Source organism: Rhizobium quercicola (assembly GCF_021168455.1).
GTDB lineage: Bacteria > Pseudomonadota > Alphaproteobacteria > Rhizobiales > Rhizobiaceae > Ferranicluibacter > Ferranicluibacter quercicola.
In genome coordinates this window covers 22167-32410 of sequence record NZ_JAJOZR010000016.1, presented here as the reverse complement: position 1 = coordinate 32410, position 10244 = coordinate 22167, and the positions used below count along the sequence as shown (strand labels likewise).

12 protein-coding genes and 2 pseudogenes are annotated in these 10244 nt (G+C 60.8%); 2 read left to right on the top strand and 12 right to left on the bottom strand.

What is annotated here, in order from left to right; all coding sequences use genetic code 11:
• Positions 1–52 precede the first annotated feature (52 nt).
• Positions 53–580, top strand: coding sequence for a Pycsar system effector family protein (locus LRX75_RS20655; RefSeq protein WP_231816588.1), 528 nt, complete (start codon positions 53–55; stop codon positions 578–580).
• Between the two features lie 238 nt (positions 581–818).
• Here LRX75_RS20655 and LRX75_RS20650 read toward each other — a convergent pair whose 3' ends face one another.
• The 3 genes from LRX75_RS20650 to LRX75_RS20645 form a co-directional block, all read right to left on the bottom strand.
• Positions 819–1328: a hypothetical protein gene (locus LRX75_RS20650; RefSeq protein ID WP_231816533.1), complete on the bottom strand. Its 510-nt coding sequence runs from the start codon at positions 1326–1328 to the stop codon at positions 819–821.
• A gap of 192 nt (positions 1329–1520) precedes the next feature.
• A complete protein-coding gene (locus LRX75_RS23315) occupies positions 1521–1793 on the bottom strand; it encodes a LysR substrate-binding domain-containing protein (RefSeq protein ID WP_338110344.1) in 273 nt (90 codons plus the stop codon).
• On the bottom strand, positions 1751–2440 hold the full coding sequence (locus tag LRX75_RS20645) for a LysR family transcriptional regulator (RefSeq protein WP_269456287.1): 690 nt from the start codon (positions 2438–2440) through the stop codon (positions 1751–1753). The genes LRX75_RS23315 and LRX75_RS20645 overlap by 43 nt, the downstream gene beginning before the upstream one ends.
• Before the next feature lie 184 nt (positions 2441–2624).
• Between LRX75_RS20645 and LRX75_RS20640 the strand changes: the two genes are divergently transcribed.
• Positions 2625–3074, top strand: coding sequence for a cupin domain-containing protein (locus tag LRX75_RS20640; RefSeq protein WP_231816532.1), 450 nt, complete (start codon positions 2625–2627; stop codon positions 3072–3074).
• Between the two features lie 687 nt (positions 3075–3761).
• Here LRX75_RS20640 and LRX75_RS20635 read toward each other — a convergent pair.
• From LRX75_RS20635 to LRX75_RS20600, 9 genes and pseudogenes are all read right to left on the bottom strand, one after another.
• A pseudogene (locus LRX75_RS20635) lies at positions 3762–4089 on the bottom strand (IS3 family transposase); the annotation flags it as partial.
• A gap of 9 nt (positions 4090–4098) precedes the next feature.
• Positions 4099–4617, bottom strand: a complete 519-nt coding sequence (locus LRX75_RS20630) for an IS630 family transposase (RefSeq protein ID WP_231816531.1) — start codon at positions 4615–4617, stop codon at positions 4099–4101.
• A gap of 40 nt (positions 4618–4657) precedes the next feature.
• Entirely contained in the window at positions 4658–5053 is a 396-nt protein-coding gene (locus LRX75_RS20625; RefSeq protein ID WP_231816530.1) for a helix-turn-helix domain-containing protein, read from the bottom strand.
• Positions 5054–5134: 81 nt separating this feature from the next.
• Positions 5135–5295 (bottom strand): annotated as a pseudogene (locus tag LRX75_RS23470) (IS3 family transposase); the annotation flags it as partial.
• 171 nt (positions 5296–5466) lie between these two features.
• On the bottom strand, positions 5467–6297 hold the full coding sequence (locus LRX75_RS20620) for a type 1 glutamine amidotransferase (RefSeq protein WP_231816529.1): 831 nt from the start codon (positions 6295–6297) through the stop codon (positions 5467–5469).
• Between the two features lie 116 nt (positions 6298–6413).
• Positions 6414–7448, bottom strand: a complete 1035-nt coding sequence (locus LRX75_RS20615) for a glycosyltransferase family protein (RefSeq protein ID WP_231816528.1) — start codon at positions 7446–7448, stop codon at positions 6414–6416.
• Positions 7402–7983: a hypothetical protein gene (locus tag LRX75_RS20610; RefSeq protein WP_231816527.1), complete on the bottom strand. Its 582-nt coding sequence runs from the start codon at positions 7981–7983 to the stop codon at positions 7402–7404. Before LRX75_RS20610 ends, LRX75_RS20615 begins: the two co-directional genes overlap by 47 nt.
• Positions 7980–9173, bottom strand: coding sequence for a glycosyltransferase family 4 protein (locus tag LRX75_RS20605; RefSeq protein ID WP_231816587.1), 1194 nt, complete (start codon positions 9171–9173; stop codon positions 7980–7982). Before LRX75_RS20605 ends, LRX75_RS20610 begins: the two co-directional genes overlap by 4 nt.
• Positions 9173–10243, bottom strand: a complete 1071-nt coding sequence (locus LRX75_RS20600) for a glycosyltransferase family 4 protein (protein WP_231816526.1) — start codon at positions 10241–10243, stop codon at positions 9173–9175. The genes LRX75_RS20605 and LRX75_RS20600 overlap by 1 nt, the downstream gene beginning before the upstream one ends.
• Between the last annotated feature and the right edge of the window lies 1 nt (position 10244).

Sequence of the window (10244 nt, the reverse complement as noted above, 5' to 3'; positions counted from 1 at the left end):
TAGCAACACGAGGACACTGCGCACGTGGAGGCGAGCAATGGACGCAGATGGCATGTATGATGCGCGCACAGCCGCGCGCACCGTGGAAAGCGCTCTCGCCGACAAAGAGTATTTCGACCACATCAAAACCGTGAACGAGATTTTCTATGACCAGATAAAAATATCGGATCAGAAGGCGGCCTATATTTTCACGTTCATGCTTGCGTTTCTGATTTCGTCGAGTGATGGGCGCGGCGTATTTTCGTTCGGTCGCTATGTCCCGTTCCGGATCGAGACGGCATTCCCATCAGCTATCCTTGCTTGTTCTACGATTTTCTGCATCATCTGCGCCATCATGGTTATCCTGCCAAGACGCGCGGTCAAGACCACGACGCTGTTCTGGGGCGGCTGGGCTCAGCACAAGGATGCGTTTAGTTCGGCTGCCGCGGCGCGCGACATCAACTATCTTTTCCGCCAGTACATCGACAACGTCGACGTGCTTTCAGTGATCGCGCAGAGCAAGTACCGTTTCGTAACCCTGGCTTTTCGTGGCCTCGTCGTCACGGTACTAAGCTACGTGCTGCTCCTAATTACGACTTGAACCACGCTTCGTTCTCTGGCTGTTTCGTCATCTTGTGCCGACACGGACCAGCGAGACGCGCCTCAACAAAGATATGGGTTCAAAGCTTTGCGGTCACTTTAGTACTGGTCTTCGGCTGGACAGGCTCCTATTACCGAAGTTGAACCTGCCGTATGATTGTTTGCCACAACACTTCTACAAATAACCTCTCGTCAGCCTCAGCCGCCTCGACCATATAGCAGGATGTGAACTGACGAGATCAGTCGGCAAGCCCCTGCTGTCGCGCTTCCTTCATCAGACGCGCGTATTCTTGGCACTCGGCCATTTGCGGACGCGCGGCACAGAACTCAGTAGTCCGCTGCCTGTTCCTGGCTGTCATAGCGGGCATCAGCCGCTGCATCTCCTCCATATCGGGCCGCGCTGCGGCCTGAACGGCATTCTGCGACAGCCCAGTCGGGTCAAGCGATGAGGCTACCTGGGCAGGAGCCATCCGGTTCTGCCGTTCGCCGGCCGCAAGAAATCGTGCCTCTTCCTCCGCCGTTGCAGGCTTGGCGTTTCTGTCGTCTGCCGCTGTCAGTTGTGTCGCCGGCGCACCCGGCGACGATGCCCCTTGGCAGCCACATAGGAGCGCGGCCGCCGCAGAGAGCGCAAAATATATCGAGTAACGCATCTGATTTCCCCCGAGGACGGCGTGCGATACTACGCCACCTCGACAATTGGTAGACATTTCCCGGATGGTTGTTATGAAACCGGCTTCACTGTCGGGCATCCGGCGCATCTCGTTAGGGTGAACAAGGCCCTACCGCTCGCCCGGCCTCTCGGATTCCACAAGATACTTATCCCTCCATCTTGCGGAGCGAGCGAGCGACCGATCGTGGCGGATTCAAACTTGTCAGGTTCGCACGCGATGCGCGGAATGACAGTCCAGTAGCTGATCTCAGGTGCTAATGGGCACACATGCTCAACCCAGTTCTTCTCGCAGATCAGGATGGTCGGAGAGCTGATCGACGAGAAACGACACAAACGTTTTGACCTTGATGGCGATATGGCGGTTGGCGGGATAGACCGCATGCACCGGGATAGTGGCAATGTCCCAATCGCTTAAGACCTGAACCAATTGTCCGGCGCGAATTGCGGGCCCCACGACGAACGCGGGTTCCAATGCAATGCCCATGTCCGATATGGCAGCGGCTAACAGGCTGCGCCCGTCATTGCATTCAAGCCGCGGTACGATCGGGACACGAACACTGATATCGTCTTGTCGGAAGTGCCATACCCTACCCCAGCGCAGTTTCGAAAATGCAGACAGGAATGTTGTGAGAGCTCATCTGGGTGCTTTGGTTTATCGTGGCGCGCTAGATAGGACGGCGAGGCACATACGACGATCGGCGATGCACCAATCTGCCGCGTAATCACGTGAGGCTCTAGCGAAATCGTACCGCGGATAGCCAGATCGAACTTCTCCTCGACCAGGTTGACGGTTTGAAGAGACAGGTCCAGGTCTATGGACAGGCCGGGATTTAGCTCCAAAAACTTTGCGATTACGGGAACGAGATGGTCCGGCCCGAGATCGGGTGCCGAGGATACCCGCAGCCGACCGATCGCTTCCTTCTGGAACGCGCTCGCGGCCCGCTCAGCCTCACGCACTTGAGGGAGCACGCCGCTGAGCGCCTGTAGATAGGCATTGCCTGCTTCGGTGAGAGAAACTGTCCGGGTCGTGCGCTGCAGAAGCCGGATTCCTAGGCGGCGCTCGAGGTCCTGCACCTGGGCACCGACCGTTGCTCGCGACAGATCGAGGGCCTCGGCTGCCCTCGAGAAGCTGAGGGTCTCTGCAACACTGAGGAAGGCGGCAATACCCGCTAGAGGATCGAGGGTTCTCATGCAAATTATCCTGCCAGTGATGATCGATCATCGATCTTATCAAGATCTGCTTATTTCGCTAGAACGGACCACCGAGCGAGACCGGCCGGGATCGAAGGCGAGATGCCTCGGTAGATGCAAAGCTTCTCCGCTCAAGTGGCGTGGCTGAATGTTACGCACGCCTCCCAACCAGAATAGGTTTCCCATGTCCGAAGACGGCCGTTGGTTCATGAACGCATATCTCAACATCTTACTTCCGCAATCGGAAAGCGCTGCTGGCGTTTCACTGATTGAGCATCATATGCTTGATGGCTTCTTCGTTCCACCGCATGTCCACCACAATGAGGACGAGACCTTTTACGTACTCGAAGGGACAGTGCGATTTATGGTGGAGGGAGCCATCTCAGAAATCGGCGCTGGCGGGTCGCTTAACGTCGCTGGCGGCAAGGTACATGCATTCAAGATCGTCTCACCACGGGTCCGGTTCCTGACGATCACCAATGGCACGTTCGAAGACATGGTCCGCGCGGCCTCGACACCTGCCGAACGGCCGGAAATTCCTCCCCAATTGCCGTTTACAGAAGCGGAGCAGCAGAAGCTTGCCGAGCTTTGCAACAAGAACGGCATCGAATTCGTGGGCCCGCCGATCGACTGAGACCGTCCAACAAAGTGGCTCCGCCGCTTATATCAACGTGGTAGCCGGTATCGTGATCAGGCGAGCCGGTCTCGAACCTCATCGTATTCACTTTCGCGCATGCAAGCTGCGAACGTATTTCTTTGTCCAAGCGTAGAGTGCCTTGATTTGGGATCGGATTGGGCGGTCGAGCGAGGCCTTCTATCATATAAACTGGGCAGGCTTTCGCTTGCGGTAAAAAAGCAAGCCTTCGTGAAGCAGTTCGACGGAATGACGACACAGCCTATCAGCAGCAATGAATAGAGAGAGCGGCAAAAAAGCAGGATGACGACTGATTTTTTCCGAGCGTTAGATGAGCAATTTGAAGCGAATATTGCTTCTAATCCACGATGAAGAACGAGAATAAAACTCCTGCGACTTTCACTCAGCGACTAGTCTACTTGCGGTTAGCGTCAAATTGCGGAACGACGACCATGGTTTAAGTGTTTCCAATCAAAATTTAGGCTCTTCGCCCCTTCTGAAAATGACGTGCCCTAGATATGCTCTCGATAGGAATCGAACCGTTGGTCACGATATGCCGATCAGCGACCATGAGCCTCTCTATTTCGACCACCCATAATCGCGCGCTGTCTTCCAATACATGCAAGTAGAAGGGCAGCACCGCCGGATTAAATCGCGCCGGCTTTACAGGAGACCGCGTGGTTTAAGTTACGGGTCCACTGCTGGTGCGTCCAGCATGGCGTAGTATCGTTCTTCGGCTTCGGCTGGCGGTGTAATGCCGATGGGCTCCAGAAGGCGGCGGTTGTTGAACCAATCTACCCATTCCGAAGTGGCAAACTCCACTGCTTCGAAGTTGCGCCATTGCCCACGTCGATGGATGACCTCAGCTTTGTAAAGACCGTCGATCATTTCGCCGGAGCGTTGTCAAACTGTCGCCGACACTTCCGACGGAAGGCTCGATGCCCGCCTCCACCAGCGGTTCGGAATAGCGAATGGACACATATTGCGAGCCGCGGTCGGAATGATGAACTAAACCGTGTCGCATTTATTCTGCCTCATATCCTGCCGCTTTGAAGAAATTTCGGCATTCGGCAACGGAGAAGAGGCTGATGATATCGCCGAGCGCCTGGGTTATTGCATCGAAGCTGCGTGCGGCTCGCTTTCGCAGAAGCGCCTTGCGTTTTGAGAACGCCATCTCGATAGGGTTCAGGTCCGGGGAATAGGGGGGCAGGAACAGAAGCCACGCCCCCTTCTGCTTGACCAGGTGTTCTGCTCGTTCGCTTTTGTGGAAGCCGACATTGTCGAGGATAACGACGTCACCGGGCGACAGTGTCGGCGCCAGTTGTGTTTCGATCCATGTTTCGAAGATGCGGCTGTTCATCGGTGCGTTGACGATCCATGGCGCGGTCAGACCATAGGACCGCAGACCGGCAATGAATGTCTGGGTTTTCCAGTGGCCGAACGGGGCATAGGCGGCAAAACGGCTGCCTCTGGCTGACCATCCGGTGCGTTTTGTCAGGCGCGTGTTCGTGGACGTCTCATCGATAAAGATCAGCTGCGACAAAGCCTTGTTGAAGAACGGCTTTCGGCGATTGATCCACAGGTCACGCGCCTTGGCGATCTCCGGTCTGCACTGTTCGCTTGCCTTGAGGCTTTTTTTTATTGCTCAGTCCGAGCCGGTGCAGAAACCGGCCGACCGTCGCGCGATGGACTTCGATACCGCGCTCTGCAAGCTCGACACACAGTTCGTCCAAGGTCACTTCGCCGTGGAGAGCCACGCGCAAGCTGATCCAGTCCACATGGGCAGAAAGCTTTGTTCCCCCAGGCGGATGGCCCTGCTTGGCCGCGGCAAGCGAACCAGATGAACGCTGCAGGATCATCATGTTGTTGACGAACCGAGGCGAAACGCGGAAATGCCGCACCGCTTCCCGGTTACTGTTGCCTTCATTCACAAACGCAACGACACGCTCACGCAACTCGATCGGATGCGGCTTGCCCATGGTGCTTCTCCTTCCATGGGCAAAGGGAATCACAGATCAAGAAAAACGGGAATCCCGAATCCGGTATGACGCGACACGCTTTAGCCCGCCTCGATGGATGGCCTGCCGATCATGGAGTGACTGGTGAGGGCATCGAGGAAAAAGCCCACATGGGCGGTCCGGCTTGCCCGCCAACCGACGATGCGGCGAGCGAAGGCATCGTTTACGAACGCGACGTAGATGAAGCCCTGCCAAAAGGCCACAGACAACGTACATCGGTGCCAGATCCGGTTCAGCTCCACTATGCACCAGCCAGCACCTTCAAGAGCACAAACTTGATCGGCCGCCGCTTGCCGTTAACCGCCGCTCTGCTGGCGATGTCTGACCCGAAAATGAGCCCCCTCGCGTGCTCCGGTTACAGGTTGACTGTTTTGTCAGGTCTTCAGGAACCTCAGGAAGTTGGCGAGTTCGGTCTGCCGGCGTACTGGCAGGGTCACCTGCTCGTTGACGCCGATCTGCCATGCTAGGTCTTGGCGTTGTGGATCGTCGTTCAGCGTCTCCAGCGTCCGGGCATAGGCGTCCAGCGCCTCCTCATTCTCGGCGAGTCCTTCTTCGATGACGTCATCACTCTGGCGGCGGATGGACGCGGCAATTTCCGCCAGATCGAGCTCCGGGTGGTACTGGACGCCCCAGAACACGCCGTTGCCGGACCGGATTTCCGCGGCTTCGACGGGCGTCGAGCGGGACTCGGCAAGCCGGATTGCGCCCGGCGGCAACTGATCAACGATGCACGAATGCATCGCGGGTGCTGACCAGACCTGCGGGCGTCCATCCAAAAGAGGATGCTGCCTGCCGGGCGTCGTCGCGACGATATCACGGGCAAAACCCACCTGCATGCCGGCATCGCGCGGCTTGCAGCGCCCTCCCGCGGCGGTCGCGGCGATCTGCAGCCCGGCGCAGGAGCCGAATGCCGGGATGCCCGACGCAAAGACACCCGTCATGAAGGCGGCGGCGGACCGGGCCTCGGCCGTGTCTTGATGCATCTGGATGGGAGACCCGGCAAAGAGGACGCCGTCGTATTCTCCAAGGTCGAACGAGACGTCGTTCGGACCCTCGACGCAGCAGACCGTGGCGATGGTGGCGTCGGGAGAGAGTTTGCGAAGCGTGGAGGCGTAGGATTGGAAGGAGGCAGCGCCGCTGGTTTTACGACGTTCGGCTTTCTGGTCGGCAGTTTCGCTGTCGACGACGAGGAGGCGAAGGGGCAAGAGCATTCCTATTCGGTCATGATGGGCACGCGACAACGCGTTGCCCCGATCATTGTTCGCCCGCCCCTATAGTCAGCGCGAGATGCACCATCACGATCGCGTCACGTCGCACCTGATCATGCCGAAAACAGCCGGCTCAGCGCGTCTTCCTCGAAGAGCCGTCCACCGCCGGGTTGCAGAGCCTCATAAGCCTTCGATCGCCGGGCGACGTGCTCGGCGGTCAGGTGATGACGGATCTCTCCGCACAGCGCGATGAAGCTTCGTTGCCAGGGACGGGCCGGCCGCTCGTGCACGATCCCCTCATACCGCACCTCGCGGCGGTTGAGGCGGTACTGCAGATCCGGGTAGAGATCGGACTGGACGCCATCGACGAAGTTCATCCGGGGCAGGCCGATCGAGAGGATCCCCTGCTGGTCGCCGAGCGTGGCGAGCCGCTTCAGGTCGCGCCCGAGATTCCCGGAGATATCCTCGTCCGCATCGAGCTGGAGCATCCAGGCGCTGGGAGAGAGATCCTGCAGCGCATTCCGCTGCGCGGCAAAGTCACCGCCAAGATGCCGCGACACCACGCTGATGCCGTCTTCGTGCCGGACGTGCGCACGCATCGGCATGTCTGCGGCGCGATCGACCAGCACGACGACGACGTCTGCCCATGCGCGATACCGCGCCACCGTATCCAGCACCCCCTCCGCCTCGCGTTCGGAACACATGATTCCGACCGAGACAGGCGTTGCCGGCAGGCTCGAAAGTGCGACCAGATCGGCCTTTCCGGCGCGCTGCCCGTGCGGACTTGCTAGGTCCCGCGCCTGCGCCGGATCTGCCGGATAGGCGGCGAGGCCGAACCGGGTCGCCAGCGTGCGCAACGTGTAGATATCGCACCCGATGACGTCCTCCGGCCGCAGATGGGCGGGACGCCGGGCGCAGATCGCCTCGAACGCGGCTTGCGCATCTGCGCCCGGGGCATCGTCGAGGAGAAGACCGCAATGCGAGCAGGCGAGGCGAAACGACCGGATCTCTTCGCTCTCCAGCGCCAAGCTGCGCGTCGTCGGCGCCAGGCCGCGCGCCTGGCAGAGGGGACAACGGGGCATCGGCGTCTGGTTCACGAGGTCATCCGCGCTGTCGCAAGGGATGCAGAACCAGCCGGCCGGCGTCATGGCCGGCCTCAAACCAGGATCGCTCGGCATCCCAGGCGTGGCCGTCCCAGCCCTCGAAGCCGAACCCGAAGACATGGAAGGGTTCTGCGCGGCTTTCCTCGGCCTCGAGCGCCATGAACGTATAGAGGAAACCCGAACTCAGAGCGGCAGTCGCAGCGCCGCCATGCGCAACGAGCAACGCGCGTGCCCGGCCCTCCGTCGCCGCATCGATGCACCGGACCGCCTTGCCATGCGGCGACAGAAGGCGTTGAAGCGCGTCGGCATGGCAGGCGTCGTCAGGCTTGTCCGATGGCGGAAAGACGAGCGTCACGAGACGCGCCTGCCGTACCGCCGGCCTCTGCACGAAGGCGGGATCGGCCAGCCATTCGGCCGGCTGGCCGCCGCGACTGACCAGCACTAGCTCGCTTATCTTCGTTCCGCTCGTGGTGCCGAAGCCTGCCGTGTTGTTGAACCTGACGATATGGTCAAAGTCGGCGAAGTCTACCGCCCGCCTGTCGAACTCCGGTGCGTTGCCGATGATCGCAAGGTGCTTCATGACGGTTTCCCCGATCGCGCCGCAGCGATCGCCTGCGTGTAGACATCCAGCGTCTGGCGGCCGAGCGTGGCGCGGGTGAAGGTGCCGGCAGCCGCAAGCGCGCTTGCACGCAGGCGCGTCCGCAATTCCTCCGACGTCAGCAAGTCTCGCAGCCGGGCGGCGATGGCCTCGCCATGCGTTGAGGCGGCAAGCACGCCCGCGCCGGTCGCGCCGACGAATTCGCGCGCACTCGGATCATCCGCTGATGCAAGGACGGGGCGGCCGAAGGCAATCGCCTCCTGATACACAAGGCCGAAGCTTTCGTAGCGCGAAGGGGCCGCAACGATATGGGCCGCCTCGTAGAGATCGAACAGCACGGCATCCTGCTGCCGCCCGAGGGCGTGGATGCGCCGGCGCGCCGAAAGTGAGAGCGCTTCGGGCAGATCGTCCTCGGGCACGCCCAGAAGGTCGATCCGAAAGTCCGGGACCTGCCCCTGATCGGCATCCCGGCTAACGTCGGCCACGGCATCCATGAGCTCCCTGAAGCCCTTGCGAGGCTCCGCGCGGCCGACGAACAGCAGACGCAGCGGCACACTGCCGGACGGATATCCCGCCTTGCCCGCTCGCTCCAGCATCGACTCCGACAACGAGAGGCCGATCGTTTCGTGGGGCCGCCGGCCGCCCAGCCGGTAGAGATCCGCAATGCGACGGCCGTGCTCCGCGGTATTCGAAATCAGCGCCGCGCTGCCGTTCGCCTGACGGCGCTCGAACAGGTCGGCGGCCCAGCCATCGAACCGGTTTCGCAGGGATTGCGCACCGTCCCGCGACCAGGAGGCAGGCGTCGAATTGCGCGTGACGAGGGGCAGATCCTTGCGTCCGGCCAGCAAGACGGCCGGCGCGTACCAGTTGGTCGCCTCCACCACATCGAACGGCGTCGCTGCATGCGCGGACAGAACGGCATCGCGAAAGCGCCGAGGTGCCGCAAGATGCCCGAAGCCGGCCGTGGTGCGCAGGCGACCGAGGAACGACTGCCGCGGGATATCGCAGCCGATGATCCGCACGCCGTTCTGCATGCTGGTGCCGGTTCGATCGCCGGAAAACACCGTGACCTCGCAATTCTCGGCAACGAGACTTTCGGCGATCTCCCGGGCAGCCGTCGACAGGCCGCTCGGCGAGGGCGGGTAATCCCAGGCGATCAGGGCGGTGCGCATCATCGCTGCAGAAGCCTCCGGTAGATGTCGAGATAGTCCTGCGCCATGCGGTCCGCCGTGAAGCGCGCCTCGAACCGCGCGCGGATGACGCTCCGGTCAAGCTCATCGATGCGCGACAGCGCCGAGATCGCCTCCGCCTCCGTCTCGACGATGAAGCCGGTCACGCCGTGCTCCACGACTTCGGGCACGGACCCCCGGTTCCAGGCAATCACGGGCGTCCCGCAGGCCATGGCCTCGATCATCACCAGCCCGAACGGTTCGGGCCAGTCGATAGGAAACAGCAGCGCGCTCGCCCCGCGCAGGAGATCGTTCTTCGCAGCGTCGTCGACGGGACCGACATAGGCGGCATCCGCCGACAGATGGGGACGAACATACGTGTCGAAATAGAGCGGGTTCCCGACGTCGATGGTTCCCGCAAGCCGGATCGGGCGCCCGGCGGCCTGCGCGACGCGGATGGCGACGTCCGGCCGCTTCTGGTCGGTCATGCGGCCGATGAAGGCGAGATAGGGTTCCGGCGCAAGATTGGGCTCGAAGCGGGCGGGATCGACACCGTGCAGGACGACCCCTGCGCGGTTTGCGACCGGCAAGGCGGCTTCCTGCGATTTCGAGATTGCCGCGACGGGCAAATCCTGAAAAGCCGAAAAGAACAACTCCCGGTCGAGTTCGTCCACACGCCAGTGAATCGTGGTCAGCGATCTCCGACGGTTTTCGCCGAGCGTGACGGCGTGAAAGAACTCGCCGTGGAAGTGGACGACGTCGAACGTCGCCAGCAGGCCGCGAACCTCTTCCATTCGCACCGTTTCGAGAACGGACGGTAACGAGGGAGGAACGGAACCATATTTCTTTTCAAGGAATTGAAGGCTGGGGAGCGAACCTATGCGCGGCACGGGGCACGCGCTGTCGGATGGCGCAAACAGGGTTACCTCGCAACCCAGATCACGCAGGCCGACGGACAGGTCATGGATGACCCTCTCCGTCCCGCCATGGTTGAGAGGGGGCACGGGAAAAATACTTGGTGCAACCTGTGCAACTTTTATCGGCTCACTCAGTTCACGGTCGCGGTTCGGCATT

Bases quoted from the DNA above. Each gene is read 5' to 3' on its own strand.
- LRX75_RS20655 (WP_231816588.1), top strand. From the start codon at position 53: ATGTATGATGCGCGCACAGCCGCGCGCACCGTGGAAAGCGCTCTCGCC.
- LRX75_RS20650 (WP_231816533.1), bottom strand. From the start codon at position 1,328: ATGCCCGACAGTGAAGCCGGTTTCATAACAACCATCCGGGAAATGTCT.
- LRX75_RS20645 (WP_269456287.1), bottom strand. From the start codon at position 2,440: ATGAGAACCCTCGATCCTCTAGCGGGTATTGCCGCCTTCCTCAGTGTT.
- LRX75_RS20640 (WP_231816532.1), top strand. From the start codon at position 2,625: ATGTCCGAAGACGGCCGTTGGTTCATGAACGCATATCTCAACATCTTA.
- LRX75_RS20625 (WP_231816530.1), bottom strand. From the start codon at position 5,053: ATGGGCAAGCCGCATCCGATCGAGTTGCGTGAGCGTGTCGTTGCGTTT.
- LRX75_RS20615 (WP_231816528.1), bottom strand. From the start codon at position 7,448: ATGACGCCGGCCGGCTGGTTCTGCATCCCTTGCGACAGCGCGGATGAC.
- LRX75_RS20610 (WP_231816527.1), bottom strand. From the start codon at position 7,983: ATGAAGCACCTTGCGATCATCGGCAACGCACCGGAGTTCGACAGGCGG.
- LRX75_RS20605 (WP_231816587.1), bottom strand. From the start codon at position 9,173: ATGCGCACCGCCCTGATCGCCTGGGATTACCCGCCCTCGCCGAGCGGC.
- LRX75_RS20600 (WP_231816526.1), bottom strand. From the start codon at position 10,243: ATGCCGAACCGCGACCGTGAACTGAGTGAGCCGATAAAAGTTGCACAG.